This is a genomic window from Pseudoalteromonas sp. MelDa3, from assembly GCF_002863625.1.
In the GTDB taxonomy this organism is placed as follows: domain Bacteria; phylum Pseudomonadota; class Gammaproteobacteria; order Enterobacterales; family Alteromonadaceae; genus Pseudoalteromonas; species Pseudoalteromonas arctica.
The window spans coordinates 1-22,657 of record NZ_PJBR01000049.1 but is presented as its reverse complement, the minus strand read 5'-3'; the positions used below and the strand labels follow the sequence as shown (position 1 = coordinate 22,657).

Here is a 22,657-nt window from a genome sequence, read left to right as displayed (position 1 = left end):
AAGTTAACTTCAATAGGTGAGAGCAATATAGGTAACAAGGCAATTGATAATAACGAGCTATTCGCTTTTTTTATTTTACGCTTTCTAACAAAGCCCGCAAGTAACCCACCAATGCTGGCAAAAAACATAAAAGCAGGCAAAGCCATTGCCACACAAATGCTCCCTTCAAGTAAAGTAATTACACTTACAAATAAAAAAACAAAAATAGGCTGCCAAGCAATCGTGATCATTTGCCTTTTAGTTAATGTTTTTGATTCGTTGTACTCAAAGTGAATACGAATATAGCCAATAGCAACAGGCACTAAAAACATAAATGATATAGAGACTAAGCTACCTAAATTATAAGCGTTGACTAGCTCTACAAACAGCCGCATAAATATGCCGTAAAGCGTACCAAGTAAAATACCAATTGATTTAGGGGAGTTGAGTTGCATCTCTATTCTTTATTGCTGTTATTAACAATCCGAAAGTAACAGAAGTATTATTTCACCACAAATAAAACGAAATTAACGGCTGCTACCAATAAGCTTTTCAAACAAAGCTACTTTTACAACCACTAAGACTAAAGGATAATAACCTGCCATTAACACTATTTCCCGCTATAAACAGTGATCAAATTCTTTAAAAATAAAAACAAGCCATTGATTTATAGTAATTTTAAATCATTTTGTGTGGTTTTATAATTTTTAACGTAAAGCTGATTGTCAGATTAACTGTATTAAAAACAACCATGCACGACCTTTTGCCTATACATCCCAGCCTAAGAGCTGATTTACCCTGCATGTTCAATATTCATTTGCTTTAACAAAAGCCGTATTTATTTGATTAAGCAACAATGTTGCAGGAGAGCGCATGCAAACTACACCACCCGGTGATGCACCATCAAACACGCACAAGGATGCTCAAAGCTACGAGCAACTTCACAAGCCGAGTTCAGAGTTTAATACTCGCGACGAGTACCTCGAACATGAATTACAAATTATGCAGCCTAAGCGCTGGCGTCCTAATTTACCGTTTAGAGATTACCGATTTGAATTTGAAGACACTATACCTGCAATGGCGGGCACTATTGGTAAAGTCGTTATGGTGGGGGCTATTGCAGCAACCTTTGCGGCGCCTCTTGGTTTAAGCGATGCATTTGTTTTAGAAAATGTACGTTACGAATTACTCATTGTTTCTATTTTTATCATCTTATTCTCAGGCTTTATTTTACCAACAGCCAACTTGGCTGGTACTCACGGCCCGCTTATTCCGTTAATTCCTATTGTTGTTGCTGCTGGCGGTCACCCTATGGCGTTTGGCTTACTCATTGGTGCCTTTGGTTTTATTTTAGCCATAACCAAGGGAGGAAGTATGCTCGCGCGCCTAACCAGTAAAGGTGTATGTGGCGGGCTACTTATTTATTTAGGCTTTATTGGTACTATTTCGCAAGTTAAAAAGCTGTTTGCTTGGGCTGAAGCCATTGATATGGCACACATTGCGTTTATTGTTATTTTAGCCACCATTTTATTGTATGCGCTATTAGAGCACTTTAAAAAGCGTTGGTTAGCCGTGCCGTTAAGTTGCCTTATTGGTGGCGTGGTTGCCTTTGCCTTAGGCGCACCGTTTGAGTTTCATACTGCACCGGGTTTACCAAATATGAACCCAGCTTACTGGTGGGGCGAAAACACGGGTTGGATGCTAGGTTTACCAACGCTTGAAAGCTTTGTTGTTGTACTCCCATTTGCAGTGCTCGCCGTTGCTATGTGGTCTCCTGATTTTTTAGGCCATCAAGTATTTCAAAAAATAAGTTATCCGCAACGCACTGAAAAAGTACAAATGAATATCGACGACACCATGCTAAGTGCATCGGTTAGACAAACATTCGGCTCACTTGCCGGTGGTGCTAACTTTGCCTCCTCTTGGGGTACTTATATTGTGCCTGCCGCTATTGCTAAACGCCCTATCCCTGCTGGCGCTATTTTAACTGCATTATTTTGTATTATTGCTGGTTTATGGGGTTACCCTATGGATTTAGCAATTTGGCAGCCTGTATTGTGTGTAGCGCTTATTGTTGGTGTGTTTATCCCGCTACTTGAAGCTGGCATGGAAATGACGCGCGAAGGTAAAACGACGCAATCAGCCGCTATTGTGGTGTTTGCTTCGACCTTGGTTAATCCTGCTTTTGGTTGGTCACTTACTATGTTACTTGATAACTTAGGGCTGATTGGCTGTAAAGAGCGCAGCGCTGAGCTAACTAAAATGAGCCGCTGGGTGATTCCACTTATCATGTTTGTGCTACTTACCACTGTAATGGCAATTGTAGGCATGTTACCCGGTATACCTGCGTTAATGGCTGACTTTAGGCATTAACCTTTAGCTATTACATCTCATATTTACCCACAAAAAAGCACGGCAATTGCCGTGCTTTTTAATACGTGATTTTTAATACACACGGTTAAGCAATTACTGCCAAGAACGCTCAGTCGCTAGTTGTTTTTCAAACGCATCAATTTGTGGGTTTAGCGTTTCGGTTACACCAATAAAGTCTAAACCACTTAACAAACGATCTTTTACCTCTTTACTAATATCAAAACTAATTGGTGCAAACTTACTGCTTGTTAGTGTTTGATTTTCAAGATCGATTTCAATGTTAATATCGTCGTGCTGCTCGCTAAGTACAAACAATTGCTCAAGCGTATCGGCAGGTAATGCAATGGCTAACATTTGGTTGTTACCACAGTTATTAAAGAAAATATCTGCAAAGCTTTCAGCTAAAATAACTTCAAAGCCATATTGCTTCAGCGCCCATGGCGCGTGCTCACGAGATGAGCCACAACCAAAGTTGTCGCGCGTTAATAATATTTGCGCGCCTTGGTAACACGGGCGATTTAAAATAAAGTCAGGGTTTGGCTCGTCGTTATCTAGGTAACGCCAATCATAAAACAATGCTGCATCAAAACCTTCGCGGCTAGTTGATGTTAAAAACTGCTTAGGAATAATTTGGTCAGTATCTACATTGTTTTTATCAAGTGGGGCCATTAAGCCACTAAAAAATACGCTCATTAGGCTTCTCCTCTAATATCAACAAAGTGACCATGTATTGCAGCAGCTGCGGCCATTGCAGGGCTAACTAAATGGGTACGCCCGCCACGACCTTGGCGACCTTCAAAGTTACGGTTAGAAGTAGATGCACAACGCTTGCCTGCTCCTAGGCGGTCATCGTTCATCGCTAAACACATAGAACAACCCGGTTCGCGCCATTCAAAGCCAGCGGCTTTAAAAATATCGGCTAAGCCTTCGTCTTCGGCTTGTTTTTTAACTAAGCCAGAGCCCGGTACAATTAACGCTTCAATGCCGGCTACCACATGTTTGCCTTCAACAATTTTTGCAGCTGCGCGTAAATCTTCAATGCGGCTATTTGTACATGAGCCAATAAATACCGTGTCTACTTTCGCGCTTGATAATTTATCGCCCGCTTTTAAATCCATGTATTTAAGCGCGCTGCGAATAGCATCGGCTTTAATTAAATCTGGTTCTTGGTCTGGATCGGGTATGCACTCATCAACACCAATTACTTGCTCTGGGCTTGTACCCCAGGTAATTTGTGGTTGAATGTCGTCAGCATTTAGCTCAACAACTAAATCAAAGTGTGCGCCTTCGTCTGTTTTTAATGTTTCCCAATATTCAACGGCTGCATCAAAATCTGCGCCTTTAGGTGCAAACGGACGACCTTTTAAGTAATCATAAGTAATTTGGTCAGATGCAATTAAACCCGCTTTTGCACCCATTTCTATGCTCATATTACATAGCGTCATACGGGCTTCCATTGAAAGCGCTTCAATGCCTTCACCACAAAACTCTGCTACATAACCTGTGCCACCAGCGGTACCTAACTTGCCAATTACCGCCATAATTAAATCTTTAGCCGTAACCGTTGGACGCAATACACCGTTAATTTGAATTTTTAACGATTTCGCCTTTTTTTGCTGTAGCGTTTGCGTTGCTAATACGTGCTCAACTTCAGAGGTACCAATACCATGCGCTAATGCGCCAAACGCACCATGCGTAGAGGTATGGCTATCGCCACATACAATGGTTGTGCCAGGCAAAGTAATCCCTTGCTCTGGGCCCATTACGTGCACAATACCTTGATTAATTGAGTTTAAATCGTAAAGCACAATACCAAACTCTTTACAGTTTTTATCAAGCGCCATTAATTGATTTTTAGATACTTCGCTTGCGGCATCAAGTGATCGGCTTTTAGTCGATACGTTATGATCCATCGTTGCAAAGGTTTTTTCTGGGCAACGTACAGTACGGTTTTTTTCACGTAGACCTGCAAAGGCCTGCGGAGAAGTAACTTCATGCACTAAATGGCGGTCAATATAAAGTAAGTCGGTTTGCTCGTTTATGCTGGCAACGGTATGTGATTGCCAAATTTTTTCGTATAACGTTTGGGCCACTTGCTAATTCCCTAATCTGTTTGAGTTGCAGCATAACGGTGCTGCAACTTTAATATGTTATTAAATGCGTGAAACGATGGCTGCTGCCACATCGCTTGTGCTGTAACCTGCATTTGGATATATATCTGGTGTGCCAACGCCTGCTTCTACGGCTTCTGCTACTGCTTTTTCAATCGTGCGAGCAGCTTCGTCTTGCCCTAGCGAGTAACGTAGCATTAATGCGGCACTTAAAATTTGTGCTATTGGGTTTGCAACGCCTTTACCTGCAATATCTGGTGCTGAACCGCCTGCTGGCTCGTACAATCCAAAACCTGATTGATTCAAACTTGCCGATGGTAATAAGCCCATTGAACCTGTGATCATGGCGCACTCATCTGACAAAATATCGCCAAATAAGTTATCGCAAAGTAATACATCAAATTGGCTAGGCTGCTTAACTAACTGCATAGCGGCGTTATCTACGTAAATGTAATCTAAGCTTACTTCTGGGTAGTCTTTGCTTACTTCGGTTACTACTTCGCGCCATAATACGCTTGATGCTAATACATTGGCTTTATCAACAGAGGTAACATGGTTACTACGTAGTTTTGCAGCTTCAAAAGCAAAGCGTGCAATACGTTCAATTTCTTTTCGTGAATATGTTTGCGTATCAAATGCAAACTCTTCTGCGCCTTCACCACTGCGGCCTTTTTCACCAAAGTAAATGCCGCCAGTTAGTTCGCGCACACATAAAATATCAAAACCTTTTTCACTAATATCAGCGCGAAGTGGCGATGCTGCACTTAATGCAGGTAATAACTGTGCAGGGCGTAAATTACAAAACAAACCAAAGTGCTTACGAAGAGGCAATAACGATGCGCGCTCAGGCTGCTCGTTTGGTGGTAAGTTTTCCCATTTAGGACCGCCTACCGAACCAAATAAAATAGCGTCTGAGTTTTCACACGCAGTAAGCGTGCTCTCTGGTAATGCTTTACCAAATTCGTCAATGGCTGCGCCGCCAATTGCATAATGCTCGCGGTTTAGGGTAAAACCAAACTTATTGCTCACAGCATCAAGTACTTGCTCTGCTGCTGCCATTACTTCTGGACCAATACCGTCGCCAGCTAATACCGCAACGCTGTAGTTTGTTTTACTCATCCTGCTTTCCTTTGTTGTTTTAAATCAGACACTTTTTGTGCACGATAAATTAAGTTATAAACACGGATCATGGCGCGTACCGACGCTTCAACCACATCCGCTGCAATGCCCGCACCGTGGTAAGGTCGGCCATCGTATTTAGCTATAATATTTACTTGGCCTAATGAGCTTGCACCTTGGCCTGTCGCTTCTAAGTTATATTCAATCATTTCAACGCTCATACCGGTTAAGCGCTCAATAGCTGCAAACGAAGCTTCAACTGGGCCATTACCTGTCGCGGCTTCTTGTTTAGCTTCGCCATCAATGCGCATTCCAATAGTAGAGCTTGCTACCGATTGTGAGTTAGAGGCTGAGTTAACAAATTCTAATTGGTATTTTTCGTCTTTGTCGTTAATTTGATTAAAGTAAATCATCGCCTCAAGGTCGTAATCGTATACGGTGCCTTTTTGGTCAGCCAACTCAATAAAGCTTTTATATAAGCCATCCATATCGTAATCAGATTTTTGATAGCCTAACTCTTCTAAGCGATGCTCAATAACATGACGACCCGAACGCGAAGTCATATTTAATTGGTTGCTTGGCACACCCACGCTTTCTGGCGACATAATCTCATAAGTATTTTGCGCTTTTAATACACCGTCTTGGTGAATGCCAGAGCTGTGTGCAAAGGCGTTTTCGCCAACAATCGCTTTATTTGGCTGTACTGGCATATTACAAATTTTAGCCACTTGGCGAGATGCGCGGTAAATTTCTTCACTTTTAATATCGGTATATACTTTTAAGTGGTCGTGGCGCATTTTCATGATCATCGCCACTTCTTCAAGCGAGCAGTTACCAGCACGCTCACCAATGCCATTAATAGTACACTCAATTTGACGTGCGCCGGCTTGCACTGCAGCTACTGAGTTTGCTACTGCTAGGCCTAAATCGTTATGGCAATGCACACTTAAGCGCGCTTTATCAATATTTGGCACGTTATTCATTAAATGACGGATCATCGCAGCGTATTCGTCTGGCGTTACAAAACCAACGGTATCTGGCAAGTTAATCGTTGAAGCTCCGGCGTTAATTGCCTGCTCAACAATTTTACATAAATCCCAATGCGGCGTACGACCGGCATCTTCACACGAAAACTCAACATCATCAGTATAGTTACGTGCCAATTTAATTGATTTAACAGCCATTGCCGTTGCATCGTCTAAGCTCATACGTAATTTATGTTCAAGGTGCAAAGGGCTTGTGGCAATAAAAGTATGAATACGGCTTTGCTGAGCTGTGCGAAGTGCTTCGCCACAGGCTTCAATGTCTTTAGCAACAGAGCGTGCTAAACCACAAATAATAGGACCTTTTACTTCGGTTGCAATACGTTGCACCGAGCGAAAATCAGCAGGGCTTGAAACCGGAAAGCCAACTTCCATCACATCCACATTCAAGCGGCTAATTGTATGTGCTAATTGAATTTTATCATCTTCAGTAAGGCTTGCTTTAAGCGCCTGTTCGCCATCACGTAAGGTGGTATCAAAAATCCATACTTTATCTTGCTCTTGCATAACTGCCCCTCATTCCTATGTTACCCAAATTTCAATTAATCCCAGCCGCGAGATAAAAAAAACCCCGCAATTGCGGGGTTTTTTAGTGTTCAACTCGATGCAAACACACTAATCCCCGCTTACTTGCCATAGCAGTAAGAGGTTAAGTTTTAGTGTAATTAAACGAATAATATGCATCTTGTTTTCTTATGTGTGTGTTCAGTGAAGCCTATTTTTAACATTCATAGCCGCACCAAGCAAGCATAAATATTCTACACAATAGATTTAAAAACGATTCAATTGGGTTTTTTAATTCAACATAGGTCTATATTGGGAATTAAAACAACAAATACGTAACTAGCGACGCTTAAATTAATAAGCACTGCAATATACCGTGCTTATATTAACTTTTTACAATTTTTTTAAGCTATGCTTCTTTATTCGTTTCTCTTACGTAATGCCCGGCTCCACGAGTAATATAACGCAGCTGCCAAATAACACGCTCAATTAATTCGTCGCGTTGCAATCCTTCTATATCGAGCGCTTCTGCACCCGCATTAAATACGAGCGTTACCATAGATTCCGCCTGAATATAGGCATGCATGGCATTACACTTAGTTTCACTTTCTAAATAATGAGCCAGCTCTAAAATAAAATGTTTTACTTCGCGGGCTACAGCGGCTCTAAATGCTTTAGAAGTCCCAGAGCGTTCTCGCAGCAACAACCTAAATTGGTTACTTGAGTTATCAATAAACTCCATAAAAGTAACCACTGAGGTATTTATAACACTGCCGCCATCGTTAGCTATTCGTCTGCGTGCTTGACGCATTAGTTGACGAAGGGTTAAACCGGCTTCGTCTACCATGGTTAAACCTAGCTCATCCATGTCTTTAAAATGACGATAAAAAGAAGTTGGGGCAATACCGGCTTCTCGTGCTACTTCGCGTAAACTTAAATTCGAAAAACTATGATCAGCACTCAGCTGATTAAATGCCGCTTGAATTAACGCCTGTCGTGTTTTTTGTTTCTGTTGCGCTCTAACACCCGACATCAACAGCTCCCTGAATTATTTTATATGAATATTTAGTGATATTAGCTCAATTGTACAGTCTAATACTTGACGACGAGAGTTTGAAATACTATTTTAGCTTACAGTTGTACGCTGAGATTGAGAATTATGAATAAACCACCGATTATTTGGACAAACGTCCTATTTTTTAGCCTAACCTTTTTGGCGGCTGCCACACTTGTACCTTGGTACGCCATTAGCTACGGATTTACCAGCGCGCATTGGATTGCTTTTGTAGGCTGCATGTTTTATGCGGGCTTATCAATTACTGCCGGCTACCATCGATTATGGGCACATAAAACCTATAACGCACACCCTGCAGTTGAATTTATTTTTGCGCTTGGCGGTGCTTTTGCACTACAAAACAGTGCTTTGCATTGGAGTAGCGATCACCGTATACATCACGGTCAAGTTGACGACCCAATAAAAGACCCTTACGCGGCTACCAATGGTTTTTGGTATAGCCATATCGGCTGGATGTTACGTGACTACCAAGGCGATAGCTACAACGACTATAGTAATTGTCGTGATTTACAACGAAATAAAGTCGTTATGTGGCAACATAAGCACTACTTAAAACTAGCTATTGCTATGAACGTAGGTTTGCCTCTTGCACTTGGTTTATTAGTTGGTGATGTGTGGGGTATGTTAATTCTTGCAGGTTTACTACGCTTAGTACTAAGCCAACACTTTACCTTTTTTATAAATTCGGTTGCACATATTTGGGGCTCTCGCCCATACACCGAAAAAAATACGGCACGCGATAACGGCTTTTTAGCGTTATTTACATACGGTGAGGGGTATCACAACTTCCACCATATTTTTGCAAGCGACTACCGTAACGGTATTAAATGGTTTCATTACGATCCAACAAAATGGATGATCCGCTCTTTAGCAGCTGTTGGTTTAGCCAATAAACTAAAGCGTACACCTGTTGAACGTATCGAAAAAGCAAAGGCCGAAACGCTAATGAGCAAAACGCAAACGCGTCTTGCAAAATTGCCTTTAGCACAAGATAAGATTACATTATTACAACAAGAGTACGATTTACTGCTGAAAAAACTGCAAAATTATTGTTCACTACAAAAACAAGTGTTAGAAGTTAAAAAAAATAACATGGCAAAGCAGTGTGAACGCTCAGCATTAATGGCACAATACCATGAGTTGGAAGCCGCCTGGGAAAATCAAAAACAGGCATGGCTAGCACTTAATGCGAGGTTATTAAAAGCCTCTTTTAATTAATTTAGGAGTGGCTGTGGCCAAACAACCAGAACAAAAAAAAGTACCCGTGACATACCAATATGATGCAATAATTATTGGCACGGGTCCTGGCGGTGAAGGTACCGCCATGAACCTTTCAAAAAACGACAAAAAAGTAGCGGTTATTGAACGCCAAGAATCAGTTGGTGGCGGTTGTGTACATTGGGGAACAATTCCTTCAAAAGCGCTTCGCCACTCTGTTAGCCGCTATATTGAATACAAAGCAAATCCGTTATTTAATGTTGGTGAGCGCCCTAGCCGCTTAACATTTCCTGATATTTTACGTCACGCAAGTTCTGTTATTTCTAAGCAATCTAATTTACGTAGTAGCTTTTACGATCGTAACCGCATTCATATGTTTCAAGGTGATGCGAGCTTTGTAGATAAGCACACAATTGAAGTAAAAAGAAATGATGGTTCAACTGAGCGACTGACTGCTAAAACGATTGTTATAGCAACCGGTTCACGTCCTTATCGCCCACCAGAAGTCGATTTTACGCATTCTCGTATTTATGAGAGCGACACTATTTTAGGTCTTAAACACGACCCTCACCGCGTACTTATATACGGCGCTGGTGTAATTGGTTGTGAGTACGCTTCTATATTTAAAGGTTTAGGCGCTAAAGTTGATTTGGTTAATACACGCGACCGACTACTTGCTTTTATGGATGCTGAAATATCTGACGCGCTTAGCTATCACTTTTGGAACAGCGGTATTGTTATTCGTCATAACGAAGAGTTTGACCGAATAGAAACGCGTGACGACTGCGTTATTATGCATTTAAAATCAGGCAAACGCGTAAAAGCTGACTGTATTTTATTTGCTAATGGCCGTACTGGTAACACTGATACATTAAACCTTGAAGCCATTGGTTTAAAAGCCGATAGCCGTGGCCAATTAAAAGTTAACGAAACATATCAAACAGAAATTGATAACATTTACGCTGTAGGTGATGTAATTGGCTATCCAAGCCTTGCTAGTGCTGCGTTTGACCAAGGTCGCATAGCTGCTGATGCAATTGCATGTGGTAACTGCGATGACAGACTGATTGTTGATATTCCGGCTGGTATTTATACCATTCCAGAAATGAGCTCAGTAGGTAAAACAGAGCAAGAACTTACAGCCGCTAAAGTACCTTATGAAGTTGGCCGTGCTCAGTTTAAGCATTTGGCACGTGCGCAAATTGCTGGTACTGAAGTAGGTAGTTTAAAAATATTATTCCACACCGAAACCAAAGAAGTACTTGGCGTACATTGTTTTGGCGAACGTGCCTCTGAAATTGTTCACATTGGCCAAGCTATTATGGAACAAAAAAATGGTGGCAATAATATCGACTACTTTGTAAATACCACATTTAACTACCCAACCATGGCTGAAGCCTACCGTGTTGCGGCATTAAATGGTTTAAATCGCTTATTTAAATAACTGCTTAACTAAGAAGTTTTAAAAGCCTTTATAAATAGGTAACAAAAAACCCGCAACTTAGCGGGTTTTTTACTTTTAAACAGTTTTAAAGCTTATTTAAGTAGCTATTACTTATGGTACTTAGCACTTAGCTCATGTACTGCATTAATGAATACACCAGCATTTTCAGGGTCTACATCTGGTGTAATACCGTGGCCTAAGTTAAACACGTGGCCATTGCCTGTACCGAAGTCTTCTAAAATAGTGCCTACTTCTTGACGAATACGCTCTGGTGTACCGTGTAACATAGATGGGTCCATATTACCTTGTAGAGCTACTTTATCACCCACACGGCGTTTAGCGTCGCTAATATTAATAGTCCAATCAAGACCAATTGCATCACAACCTGTTGCTGCAATAGCTTCAATCCATTGACCACCATTTTTAGTGAACAAAGTAACCGGTACTTTACGACCATCGTATTCACGAATTAAGCCATCTACAATTTTATGCATATATTGCAGTGAAAATTCGTTGTAATCGCGCGGGCTTAATACACCACCCCATGAGTCAAATACCATTAGCGATTGCGCGCCAGCTTTAATTTGAGCATTTAAATAATCAATAACTGAGTCAGCTAACTTATCGAGTAATAAATGAAGTGTTTGCGGCTCTGCAAACGCCATTTTTTTGATTTTACCAAATACTTTGCTGCTACCGCCTTCAACCATATAAGTTGCTAGCGTCCAAGGTGAACCAGAAAAACCAATAAGCGGTACTTCACCTTTAAGTTCACGACGAATAGTGCTTACTGCGTTCATTACGTAGCCAAGCTCGTCTGTAGGATCTAACTTTGGAATTTTTTTAACATCAGCAAGTGATGAAATAGGACGTTCAAACTTAGGGCCTTCGCCAGTTTCAAAGTAAAGACCTAAACCCATCGCATCTGGAATCGTCAAAATATCACTAAATAATATAGCGGCATCTAACGGGTAGCGACGTAATGGCTGCAGTGTTACTTCACACGCAAGCTCAGCATTACGGCACAGGCTCATAAAATCGCCCGCTTGTGCACGTGTAGCGCGATACTCTGGTAAATAGCGTCCTGCTTGGCGCATCATCCATACCGGAGTTACATCAACAGGTTGTTTTGCAAGTGCACGTAAATAACGGTCGTTTTTTAATTCGCTCATGGCGTAAATGATCCTAAGACTTGTATAAATTGTGCAAGATTGTACCACCATATTCTCCGACCCTCTATTGCTTAGGGACGAAAACAGCTTTACCTAGAGGCAGATCAATATAATGGCGTGCTTTAATCCATTTTGATTATAAAATAAGCAAAAAAGAATAACATTTAAAACTTTTTATTAATATGTTTGCAACATTACAAAAACCTTGTTATTGTTTGTCCCGCGTTAACAAAAACAATAATAAAAATCTTAAAACAATAAAAATAAATGTTTTAAAATAATAACAATAAAAATCATCTCATAAAAATAAGAAAGCTTGTTATAACAAGTCACTGAAAGAAATTAGACCACCGTAACTGGTGGTTTTTTCTTGCCTAAAATAAAATCTCTCGCCTTAGATTATATAAAAAGGTACACCCCTCAAAGTAGCTCAACTTTACTTGTTGATATACTCGCAAATTAAATATATCTTGATGTACATAAACTTATTATATTCTAATTGAAAGACCAACCCAGCTAGGAGAACAGTTATGCTGACGCGTGTAGAAAAAGCTCAACAAAAATGGGGTGGTAGCCACACAGTAATTGATAAATGGCTAAACGAACGCCAAGACCTTATTGTACTTTATTGCAAAATTGCAGGTTTTACGCCGTACGAAAAACAAGATCAAGCATTGCCAGAGCCAAAACTAATTGAATCATTTTGCCAACTTTTAATGGATTACCTATCTGCGGGCCATTTTGAAGTGTATGACGATATAGCAAAAGCATGTGAAAAAAAGGGCTTACAGAGCCAAGAGCTTGCAAACTCTATTTACCCGCGTATTTCCAGTACAACCGACATAGCGTTAGATTTTAATGATAAGTACGCTGAAGTAGACAAAGAAGACTTGTTAAAGGGTTTTGATGATGACTTGTCTGTTATTGGTGAGGCATTAGAAGCACGCTTTGCACTTGAAGATGAGCTTATTGATAACTTGTTTTCTAATCACGCAAACTAATATGTTATTTACGCATATTAAAAAAGGGACCTAAGGTCCCTTTTTGCATTTACACAATAAACTTATTATTGTGCTGGTGCTTCTTCATTTTGAATTTCAAGTAATTCAACTTCAAATACAAGTGTTGAATTAGCTGGAATCTTACCTAAGTCACGGTCGCCGTAAGCAAGTTCTGAAGGAATAGTGAACTTGTACTTAGAACCCACTGACATAAGTTGTAAACCTTCAGTCCAACCAGCAATTACGCGGTTAAGAGGGAAAGTTGTAGGTTCGTTACGTGCATATGAGCTATCAAACTCAGTACCGTCTAATAAAGTACCTTTGTAGTGTACTTTAACTACATCAGTTGCTACTGGCTTTTCGCCATCGCCTTCGCTAAGTACTTCATACTGTAGGCCAGACTCAGTTACTGTAACGCCTTCTTTTTTAGCGTTGTCAGCTAGGTATTTAACACCCGCTTCTTTACTTTTTTCAGACTCTACTTTTGCTTTTTCTTCTTGCTTAGTACGTACTGATGTATCTAGTTCAGTTAATACTTCGCGAATTTTTTCTTCGTCAATTTTTGCATTACCAGCAAGTGCATCTTCAAAACCACGGATTAGAAGTGCTTGGTCTAGTTCAATACCAATTTCTGTTTTGTCTGCTAGGTCTTTATTTAAAAAGTTACCTACAGATGCACCAATACCGTATGCTTGTTGCTGTTCTACAGTGTCTAATTTAACTTCAGCTTGTTCTTTTTTTGCTTCTTGATTACAAGCTGTAAGCGCTAAAACTGACGCTGCAATCAATGACAATCTAATCGTCTTTTTCATTTTAAATCTCCGACACACTTTGCAGTTGTCATTTTAATGTATTATTACTAGTTAAAGATTAACGGCCCACATGATAGGCTGCTTGTTTAATGACTAAATTCCACATTGTTAGCTAAACTAAAAACATATCCAGTGATTAGACAAACAACCTAGGCATTTAACGCGTCCTAGTCTAACCTCTCAGTCACTAAGAGTTAAGGGGAAATACCTGTAATATGTCGATATTTCGTACTTTTTTAATCGTATTTAGCTGTTTTTTAGCCATCGCCTGTACCGATAAAAAACAACACGCTGTAGCAAGTTACGAACATGCTGCACAAGGTGCGTTTTCATCAACACTGTCAAACGATGGTAAATACAGTTTGATCTCCTCTATCAACCATGGGGTCGCCCTGTGGGATAATCAACAGCAGGTACTAAAATACCAATGGTTTCAGCAGCAAGATCAAGACAGTTTGGTATACGCCGTTGCTATTGCTTTTGATAACAGCGTGGCTGTTACCGCCGAAAAAAACACGTTTGCTGTGTGGGATATAGCCACAGGCAAAAATAAAGGTTATTACAAAATACAAAAAGCCAGTATTCGCGATATTGCTATTAGCAATCAAGGCCGTAGTGTTTTATACGGCCGTAGCGACGGCGTTGTCGTATTTGTAAACCTAGAAACCGGACGTCGTATTGAGTTTTTAGGTCATCAAGATAAAGTTAACACCGTTGACCTATCACCTAACGGACGCTACGCCTTAAGTGGTTCTAACGATTATGTTGCTTACTTTTGGGATACACGTACAGGGCAAGTAATTCATCGTTTTAATCACCCAACGCGTGTTACCCAAGTGACGCTTGATCCACAAGGTCGCTATGCGTTTACGGCCGACAGTATGGCACAAGCAAATGTATGGAAGCTGACTACAGGTGATCTTGTGAGTAAACTGAAGTATATTGCGCGTCAGAAAATTTTTACTGCTGTGCGTTTTAACGAACAAGGCACTTTGCTTGCAACCGGCTCGCCAAATAAGCGCGTTGATTTGTGGCAAATACCAAGCGGTGAAAAAATTCAAACTTGGCAGGTTACCCCGCGCGAAGGCAGTAAGCCTAAATCGGCGGTGGTGCTAGATGTGACATTTACAGATAACGGTAAGTCGTTGTTAACCGAAAGCTCCAGCGGTATCGCAGAGCGATTTATTATACGAGAGAATAATGAACACAATTGAACATCGCTTAATGGAACTTGAAGCCAAAGTGGCTTTTCAAGATGAGACGATTGAAGTCTTAAATGATGAAATAAAAGTGCACCAGCAACTTTTAGCAAAAATGAAACGCCAAACTGAGCTGCTAGCAGAAAAAATTAAAGAGTCGCAGTCATCATCGTCTATGATGTCTGAAGCACCTGAGCCGCCTCCACCGCATTACTAAAACCGGTAAAAATTAGGCAATAAAAAACCGGGTTAGTCGCCCGGTTTAAATACACCAATTACTTGTTCAAATTGGCGAGTAGACGCCTGAACAGCGTTATCGGGTTGCGCCATTTTATGACCACACTCAACACACTCTACTTTTTCAACATCATGTTCTCTGTATAGCATCATAGTATCCATGGCTTTGCAGTCAGGGCACGATGCACCAGCAATAAATCGCTTCTTTTGTCTCACAACATTTTTCCTGTGGTTTGAACTGCTGTCATTTTATCGTATAACTTCACTTGTTGATACGCTTGATAAGAGCATTAAGTTCTATGTTATGATAGCGCCAACTTAACAAGGGCACAGCAAAGTAACGCATTCATGATCCAAATCTCAGAAATAGAACTACTTCGTGGCGGTAAAGCCTTATTAAAAAACGCATCAGCTACATTATTCCCAGAACACAAAGTAGGCCTTGTTGGCGCTAATGGCTGTGGAAAATCAACGTTATTTGGTTTACTAAAATCAGAACTACAACTAGATGCAGGTAACTGCAGCATTCCAAAAGATTGGTCTATTGCCTCTGTTAAGCAAGAGACACCTGCACTTGAAATAAGCGCGATTGATTATGTACTTCAAGGCCACCCAGAATACTACGCAATGCGCATAGCACTGCGTGAGGCCGAGAAAAACAACGATGGCGACACACAAGCCAAAGTACATATTCAGCTTGAAAACATTAAAGGCTACAGCATTGAATCAACCGCCGGTGAGCTATTACACGGCTTAGGCTTTGCCAATAACCTTATAGAAAACCCTGTAAGCTCGTTTTCGGGTGGTTGGCGCATGCGTTTAAACCTTGCCCAAGCATTAATACGCGACGCCGATTTACTATTACTCGATGAGCCAACAAATCACCTTGATTTAGATGCCGTTTATTGGCTTGAACGCTTTTTACGTGCTTATACCGGCACCCTTGTACTTATATCGCATGACCGTGAGTTTTTAGATGCGGTGGTTGACCAAATTTGGCATGTAGATAAGCAACTTATCAATGTGTACAAAGGTAACTACTCGCAGTTTGAGCGCCAAAAAGCAGAGCGTTTACTACAACAACAAGCAATGTTTGATAAGCAGCAAGATCAAATTGCACACTTAGAGCAATTTATAACGCGCTTTAAAGCAAAAGCCAGTAAAGCTAAACAAGCACAAAGCCGTGTAAAAGCACTTGAACGCATGGAAAAACTAGCGCCAGCACATGCCGACTCGCCATTTAACTTTGAGTTTGCAGAGCCAAAAGCATTACCAAACCCACTAATGACAATAGATAAAGCCAAAGCGGGTTATGGTGACGTCACTATTTTAAATAATATAGAGCTAAACCTTGTACCAGGTAGCCGAATTGCTTTACTTGGTCGAAATGGCGCGGGTAAATCAACGTTAATTAAACTGCTTTCTGGTGATTTAGAGCCGCAAGCGGGCAAAGTTATTCAGCATCACGGATTAAATATTGGTTACTTTGCGCAGCATCAGCTTGAATCCCTTGATTTAAAAGCCAGTGCAATAACGCACATACAACGACTAGACCCAAAAGCCACTGAGCAATCACTACGTGACTTTTTAGGTGGTTTTGCCTTCATTGGCGATAAAGCACTTGAGCCTGTAGCCCCGTTTTCGGGCGGCGAAAAAGCACGTTTAGTACTTGCCATGTTGGTATATCAAAAGCCAAACTTATTATTACTGGATGAGCCAACCAACCACCTTGATTTAGAGATGCGCCATGCACTTGTTATGGCACTACAAGGCTTTGAAGGCGCTATGGTTACCGTTTCGCATGATCGCCATATGCTTAAAAATACTGCCGATGAGTTTTACTTAGTAGATGACGGCAAAGTAACTCAGTTTGGCTACGACTTAGACGAATACTATCAATGGCTACTCAACGCCAACAAAGAAGCGGCAAAAGCCACTCAAGCTGATGATGAACCAAAAGCAAACTCACAAGTAAATCGTAAAGAGCAAAAGCGCCTCGAAGCCGAGTTTAGAAAAGCTGTTCAACCACTTAAGAAGCAAATTGAAAAGCTTGAAAAACAACTTGATAAACACTCAGCAGAACTTAGCGAAGTGGAAGTTGCACTTGGCGATAACGAGCTTTATAACGATGACAACAAAGCAACGTTAAAAGAGCTAATAGCAAAACAAGCGACATTAACACCCAAAGTAAACGACATCGAAGAAGAGCTACTCATGGCCCTTGAAGAGATGGAAGAAAAAGAACAGGCCTTTGCCGATGAACTTGCTTAACAGCAACGATTTTTGGCAATTTGCATGTCAGCTTTATAGCGAAGGTGGCATGCAAGCACGCCTGTTGGATTATCAAAACCAGCAAGGTAAAAACGTTAACCTGTGCTTGCTGCTTTATTACCTAGATTCTCTCAATCTAGTAATTAGCCAAGCCCAGCTAAACAAGCTTGAACAATCAATTAGTGAGTTTGACCAACAGCTATTAAAGCCCCTACGCGCCACCCGCGGCTATTTAAAAACCAATCAAACCGAAATTGCAGATTATGCTGCAATTCGTAAAGAACTGCTCAGTGCCGAGCTTAAGCTAGAAAAACAACAACAACAGATGTTAATAACCACAATTAATAGCTTTGCCCTAACACCTTGCAGCACGCCAAATAACACATCGTTATATTTGTAAAAGCTCTCATGTAGGTCGTGCTTTAGCGCGTTAATTTTTATAACGAGATAATTCATGGCTAAAAAGCCATTTCCTACGGGTAACCAAATCTTGTAGGAGCCAGTTTTAGCTGCGAATAAATTTTAAATTAAATAATTCATACGTTTTCACGGAAATATTTAAATGATATATTTACAATAAAAGAAATAATTAATAAAACGATTCCACTTACTATGGTAGATACAATAAAAAATGGATCAACATAACCTAAATATATATACCCTAGAAACTGAAAGGTAACACAACCTAATAATACTGGAAGAAGTAACGCTCCTACTTTTTTCTTGATAAAAAAATTAGTAGCAATTGAGGTTGTCAATCCTATAAGAATTAATACAATAATTCCTAAAACACCATCATTCATGATTTAACTCCCTATATTCAGGTTATTATTTTACCTATTTATTCAAGTACGAATTTATGGAGTGTAGCTCCATGTACAATTCAGCTCCAAGTAGTAATATCCTCCAGCTCCGTTGGGGAACTGCCATAACTCGCAACTAGAATGCAAACTTCCTGATTCACCATGCAAAATAGGGTCATAGTTTCCTTCTTCAGCAATACGAAGCAAAACGCCTTCAGGAGGGCTTGCGTCATGACCACATATATCGCTTGTAGTGTTTTGAGTTGAACTACAATAAGCAGTATCTCCAAACTTAACAACTCCTAGATAGTATAATTCAGCTCTTTCTTGCAAAAGGGCTCGAATTATGACAGAACCAAAAAGTGTCTTAATTTCAATTTTATCTGCTAAGTTATCTATGTCCCTATACATGTTCTGAATAAATTGTATATCGCAAGCATATTTACTTGAGCTTCCTGAGTAGCATAGGTCATGTTGATTACAAGAGTTTTCAAATGGATAATCTGGAACTAGGTAAGTATTCCAACCAGTCCCACAACCATTAGCACTGACAGAATTGGCGATCACATTTGTACTTAAAGCATTAAGATTTCCAGACGAAACAGAGCTAAAATTTTCCACTCCACTTATAAAGCTTTCAGTTTCATTAAAAGCATTTTTTAGAGCATTATAAGTTGAAATATCTTCTAATGTACCATTAGGCAATGCTCTTCTTGTCGCCAAAAGCTCATATACTTCATCCCTAACCACGTAGCGTTCAGCTTTAGATGTTTTTAAGTTGACAATTATATAATCCCCCTCACCACTGTATAAAGCTAAAGACTCGAACTGAGATGAAGAGCTACAAGAATCACAAGTTAATACAGAATACTCGGAAGCAGCATCACTATTCAGTGGAACCAAAGCAAAGCAAAGCAGGAAGAATTATTTTATAAATGTTACGCAACATAAAGTCCCTTTCGATTCATTATTAATGTTTATATTGATATCAATTTTTTAACATAAAAAATAAAGAAGCTAAAGTCAACTATTGAACATAAAGAAAACTTACCCAAAATATGGAAGCCTGACACCAAATAAACAGTGGACTAATATATTTTAACAACTTTACCCTTATTATATTTCCCATCACTAACTTCACTTAACTTTGTTGATCCAAATCAACTTCTCAATCACGCTTTTTATAATCAACAAAGTAGCTTGATCTGGATCATATCAGCCTCTGCCAACTCGCACTATGATGAACCCATAGACATTAGGAGGCATTTATGGACGTATTCTTCAGAGACTTTTTTAGTGACCCAGTACTATTTTTATCATTTGGTTTTCTGGGAGTCGTGATCAGTTTATGCCTTTTCTTTGTGTACTTTTTTATCAAGAAAGTGCATGACGACCAAACACCCAATTAGAATTAAGCACGACGCGCAAAGCCCCTTATCAACTTGTTTGATTAGGGGCTTTTTATTGCCAAAAATTTGTTACACTAATACTTCAATTAGCTGGGTAGTTATAAATAATGCTTACAAATTTCAAGCCTGCGTGGTGGATGAGTAACCGTCACGTACAAACAATTATGCCGCGTTTCTTTCGTCCTTTTCATAATACGCGTTATCAATTAGAGCTGCTTGATACCCCTGACGGTGATTTTTTAGAGCTTGCCTGGTCACTACCAAAAAATGACGATGCCCCGCTGGCTATTGTATTACATGGCCTTGAAGGCAATATTAATAGCTTTTATGCCAAGGGTATGATGAAAGCATTAAAAAAGCAGGGCTTTAACGTTGTATTAATGCACTTTCGTAATTGTTCAACTGAAGTTAACCGCTTACCCCGTGCTTATCACAGTGGTGAAACTGGCGATCTAGATTTTTTTATCAAACAACTCAAGCTGCAATTTCCAAACCGGGCTTTACTGGCGGTTGGTTTTTCACTCGGTGGTAATGTGCTCGCTAAATATCTAGGAGAGCAAGGCGAGCAATGTTTACTTGATGGCGCTGCGGTTGTGTCTGCACCTTATGATTTGTCAGCATCATGCCAAGTAATACGTAAAAGCTTAGCAAAAATTTATCAGAAGTATTTGCTCGATCGGATGAAGAAGTCCATGCACCGTAAACTGCCGCAAATCAAGCAACAAATTAATTTAACGCCAGAGCAATTACTGGCCATTGATGATTTATGGCTGTTTGATGAGCAACTCACCGCACCGTTGCATGGTTTTAACGGCGCTGAAGATTATTACCAACAAGCCAGTGCCAAGGCCTATTTAAAACACATCACCACACCGACTTTAATTATTCACGCCAAAGATGACCCTATGCTATCGATTAAAGCAGTACCTAGTAGGCAAGATGTGAGTGAGCATGTTACGCTGCGTATCTCAGAAAAAGGCGGCCATGTTGGTTTTATTACGGGTAATAACCCATTAAAACCGGTTTACTGGTTAGAGCAAATCGTGCCTGAGTACTTCAATCAGGTAGTTAAAAAAGAGCCACTATGATCATTCCACTCCAACAACTCGATAAAGACACACTCTACAATTTAATTGAAAGCTATGTTTTGCGTGAAGGCACCGATTACGGTGAAGTAGAAGCAAGCATTGAATCTAAAGTTAACCAAGTTAAGCTACAGCTTAAAAATGGCGAAGCCATGGTATTTTTCTCAGAATTACATGAGTCAGTAACTATTATTTCGAAGGGCGAATTTAAAGCGCTGCAAAGTGAAGAGCATCAAGCACAGTCGTTTGATTAAGGCGTAGTACTTGTAACTTTTGAGTTGAACGTACACAATGGCTTTTTACCCAAAGAGCCAAAACATGATAAAACTCAGCACTCTAGTGGTAGCCATATCACTAGCATTAACTAGCCAAGCCCAAGCAGAACAAACAATAACAGCATCTGAAAAGGCAATTAAGCTCGCTAAAGACACTATTTTAATTGATACCCATATCGACGTACCTTACCGAATTCATAAAAACTGGGTTGATGTAACTAAAGCGACAACTGATGGCGACTTTGACTACCCTCGCGCTGTAAAAGGCGGTTTAAACGCACCGTTTATGTCGATTTATATTCCTGCGCATTTGGAGTTTGAAGGTAAAGGTAAAAGCTATCAGCTAGCCAATCAAATGATTGATAGTATGGAAGCCGTAGCCCAGCGCGCGCCCGATAAGTTTGCTATTGCTAGCTCAAGCAGTGATATAGAGGAGCAATTTAAACAAGGTAAGCTCTCTATCGCAATGGGTATGGAAAATGGCTCTCCAATCGAAGGGGATATGAAGAATCTTCAGCATTTTTACGAGCGTGGCATTCGCTACATCACGCTAGCGCACTCGCAAAGCAACCATATTTCGGACTCGTCTTACGATATACGCCGTAAATGGAAAGGCTTAAGCCCATTTGGTAAAAAGCTTGTCACTGAAATGAATAATATTGGTATGTTAATCGATGTATCACACATCTCTGATGATGCGTTTTATCAGGTTATGGATCTATCTAAAACGCCGGTAATTGCCTCACATTCATCACTTCGTAAATACACACCAGGCTTTGAGCGTAATATGAATGACGATATGCTATTGGCACTTAAAGAAAATGGCGGCGTTATTCAAATCAACTTTGGCTCAAGCTTTGTTACTGCTAAAGCAGGCAGTTGGGGCAAGCAATTAAAAAGCACAAAAGAGTCTGCTAAAAAAGAAGGCACTAAGTTAAGCAACGATTTTGATGCTGCGTACCGTGCTAAAAATCCATACCCATTTGCAAGCCTTGAACAGGTGCTTGATCATATTGATCACGTAGTTGAGCTAATTGGTATTGATTATGTAGGTATTGGCTCTGATTATGATGGAGTTGGTGATTCATTACCTATCGGCTTAAAAGATGTATCTAGCTACCCTAATCTTGTTCAAGGTTTAATGGACAGAGATTACAGCGACAAAGATATTAAAAAGATTTTAAGCGGTAATTTATTAAGAGTTTTAAAACAAGCTGAAGAATATGCTAAAAAGCATTAAAGCTTTTATCATATATTAGTAATTGGCTAAAATACCAAAAGCTAACTCAATATAAGCGCGGCCTAGCCGTGCTTTTTATTGGTACCAATTTTATTAAAAGCATGATCATTTTAACGTATTAAATAGCTCACTAACTGCGTAGTTATCTTCAGCACTATTTCTCCTCGGGTTTCGTAAAACTCAACCCAAGCTACGACAAGAAGGTTATAATTCAAAGCTAATCACTTTTCTTCAGGCATTAAAAAAGGCCACCTGAGTGACCTTTTTCTAACAATTAACTTTAAAGT

Annotated in this window: 21 protein-coding genes and 1 pseudogene; 11 read left to right on the top strand and 11 right to left on the bottom strand. The window is 40.1% G+C overall.

From position 1 onward, the window contains the following. Window positions 1–434: pseudogene (locus tag CXF89_RS11060) on the bottom strand (hypothetical protein); the annotation flags it as partial. Between the two features lie 418 nt (window positions 435–852). Here CXF89_RS11060 and CXF89_RS11055 point away from each other — a divergent pair. Then, entirely contained in the window at window positions 853–2,352 is a 1,500-nt protein-coding gene (locus tag CXF89_RS11055) for a DUF3360 family protein (RefSeq protein WP_007582201.1), read from the top strand. Between the two features lie 93 nt (window positions 2,353–2,445). On the opposite strand, the gene leuD is transcribed toward CXF89_RS11055, so the two are convergent. The 5 genes from leuD to fabR form a co-directional block, all read right to left on the bottom strand. Next, window positions 2,446–3,045, bottom strand: coding sequence for a 3-isopropylmalate dehydratase small subunit (gene leuD, locus CXF89_RS11050; protein ID WP_121954608.1), 600 nt, complete (start codon window positions 3,043–3,045; stop codon window positions 2,446–2,448). Beyond that, on the bottom strand, window positions 3,045–4,445 hold the full coding sequence (gene leuC, locus CXF89_RS11045; protein WP_121954607.1) for a 3-isopropylmalate dehydratase large subunit: 1,401 nt from the start codon (window positions 4,443–4,445) through the stop codon (window positions 3,045–3,047). The genes leuD and leuC overlap by 1 nt, the downstream gene beginning before the upstream one ends. Window positions 4,446–4,505: 60 nt before the next feature. Beyond that, window positions 4,506–5,582 carry a 3-isopropylmalate dehydrogenase gene (gene leuB, locus CXF89_RS11040; protein WP_007582207.1) on the bottom strand — a complete coding sequence of 359 codons (1,077 nt, stop codon included), beginning with the start codon at window positions 5,580–5,582 and terminating at the stop codon, window positions 4,506–4,508. Then, window positions 5,579–7,132: a 2-isopropylmalate synthase gene (leuA, locus tag CXF89_RS11035; RefSeq protein ID WP_008171909.1), complete on the bottom strand. Its 1,554-nt coding sequence runs from the start codon at window positions 7,130–7,132 to the stop codon at window positions 5,579–5,581. Before leuA ends, leuB begins: the two co-directional genes overlap by 4 nt. 406 nt (window positions 7,133–7,538) lie before the next feature. Continuing rightward, window positions 7,539–8,162 (bottom strand): HTH-type transcriptional repressor FabR, encoded by a 624-nt coding sequence (gene fabR / locus CXF89_RS11030; protein ID WP_010555448.1) that lies wholly within the window; start codon window positions 8,160–8,162, stop codon window positions 7,539–7,541. A gap of 126 nt (window positions 8,163–8,288) precedes the next feature. Between fabR and CXF89_RS11025 the strand changes: the two genes are divergently transcribed. After that, entirely contained in the window at window positions 8,289–9,422 is a 1,134-nt protein-coding gene (locus CXF89_RS11025) for an acyl-CoA desaturase (protein ID WP_024589509.1), read from the top strand. Between the two features lie 13 nt (window positions 9,423–9,435). Beyond that, entirely contained in the window at window positions 9,436–10,866 is a 1,431-nt protein-coding gene (gene sthA, locus CXF89_RS11020; RefSeq protein WP_180961398.1) for a Si-specific NAD(P)(+) transhydrogenase, read from the top strand. Window positions 10,867–10,973: 107 nt separating this feature from the next. Here sthA and hemE read toward each other — a convergent pair whose 3' ends face one another. Continuing rightward, window positions 10,974–12,038, bottom strand: coding sequence for a uroporphyrinogen decarboxylase (gene hemE, locus CXF89_RS11015; protein ID WP_002961084.1), 1,065 nt, complete (start codon window positions 12,036–12,038; stop codon window positions 10,974–10,976). 530 nt (window positions 12,039–12,568) lie between these two features. Between hemE and CXF89_RS11010 the strand changes: the two genes are divergently transcribed. Further along, window positions 12,569–13,039, top strand: a complete 471-nt coding sequence (locus CXF89_RS11010; RefSeq protein ID WP_007582240.1) for an Rsd/AlgQ family anti-sigma factor — start codon at window positions 12,569–12,571, stop codon at window positions 13,037–13,039. 65 nt (window positions 13,040–13,104) lie between these two features. Here CXF89_RS11010 and fkpA read toward each other — a convergent pair whose 3' ends face one another. Next, window positions 13,105–13,851, bottom strand: coding sequence for an FKBP-type peptidyl-prolyl cis-trans isomerase (fkpA, locus tag CXF89_RS11005; protein WP_007582243.1), 747 nt, complete (start codon window positions 13,849–13,851; stop codon window positions 13,105–13,107). Window positions 13,852–14,066: 215 nt separating this feature from the next. Here fkpA and CXF89_RS11000 point away from each other — a divergent pair, with 215 nt between their 5' ends. Beyond that, window positions 14,067–15,065, top strand: coding sequence for a WD40 repeat domain-containing protein (locus CXF89_RS11000; protein ID WP_024589508.1), 999 nt, complete (start codon window positions 14,067–14,069; stop codon window positions 15,063–15,065). Then, entirely contained in the window at window positions 15,052–15,267 is a 216-nt protein-coding gene (locus CXF89_RS10995) for a SlyX family protein (RefSeq protein ID WP_007378900.1), read from the top strand. Before CXF89_RS11000 ends, CXF89_RS10995 begins: the two co-directional genes overlap by 14 nt. Window positions 15,268–15,299: 32 nt before the next feature. Here CXF89_RS10995 and CXF89_RS10990 read toward each other — a convergent pair whose 3' ends face one another. Continuing rightward, window positions 15,300–15,503: a YheV family putative zinc ribbon protein gene (locus tag CXF89_RS10990; RefSeq protein WP_007378899.1), complete on the bottom strand. Its 204-nt coding sequence runs from the start codon at window positions 15,501–15,503 to the stop codon at window positions 15,300–15,302. 132 nt (window positions 15,504–15,635) lie between these two features. Here CXF89_RS10990 and CXF89_RS10985 point away from each other — a divergent pair, with 132 nt between their 5' ends. After that, a complete protein-coding gene (locus CXF89_RS10985; RefSeq protein ID WP_121954606.1) occupies window positions 15,636–17,558 on the top strand; it encodes an ATP-binding cassette domain-containing protein in 1,923 nt (640 codons plus the stop codon). Next, a complete protein-coding gene (locus CXF89_RS10980; protein ID WP_121954605.1) occupies window positions 17,545–17,958 on the top strand; it encodes a TIGR02444 family protein in 414 nt (137 codons plus the stop codon). The genes CXF89_RS10985 and CXF89_RS10980 overlap by 14 nt, the downstream gene beginning before the upstream one ends. Before the next feature lie 136 nt (window positions 17,959–18,094). Here CXF89_RS10980 and CXF89_RS10975 read toward each other — a convergent pair whose 3' ends face one another. Further along, window positions 18,095–18,361: a hypothetical protein gene (locus CXF89_RS10975; RefSeq protein ID WP_121954604.1), complete on the bottom strand. Its 267-nt coding sequence runs from the start codon at window positions 18,359–18,361 to the stop codon at window positions 18,095–18,097. 54 nt (window positions 18,362–18,415) lie between these two features. Beyond that, entirely contained in the window at window positions 18,416–19,264 is an 849-nt protein-coding gene (locus tag CXF89_RS10970; RefSeq protein ID WP_145990813.1) for a phospholipase A2 family protein, read from the bottom strand. 613 nt (window positions 19,265–19,877) lie between these two features. Between CXF89_RS10970 and CXF89_RS10965 the strand changes: the two genes are divergently transcribed. The 3 genes from CXF89_RS10965 to CXF89_RS10955 all read left to right on the top strand — a co-directional run bounded on the left by CXF89_RS10965 (window position 19,878) and on the right by CXF89_RS10955 (window position 22,370). After that, window positions 19,878–20,858, top strand: a complete 981-nt coding sequence (locus CXF89_RS10965) for a hydrolase (protein ID WP_121954602.1) — start codon at window positions 19,878–19,880, stop codon at window positions 20,856–20,858. After that, window positions 20,855–21,109 carry a YheU family protein gene (locus tag CXF89_RS10960; RefSeq protein ID WP_121954601.1) on the top strand — a complete coding sequence of 85 codons (255 nt, stop codon included), beginning with the start codon at window positions 20,855–20,857 and terminating at the stop codon, window positions 21,107–21,109. Before CXF89_RS10965 ends, CXF89_RS10960 begins: the two co-directional genes overlap by 4 nt. A 64-nt stretch (window positions 21,110–21,173) precedes the next feature. After that, the gene (locus CXF89_RS10955; protein WP_121954609.1) at window positions 21,174–22,370 is read left to right on the top strand and encodes a dipeptidase; all 1,197 of its coding nucleotides are present in this window, start codon (window positions 21,174–21,176) and stop codon (window positions 22,368–22,370) included. The last annotated feature ends 287 nt before the right edge of the window (window positions 22,371–22,657 follow it).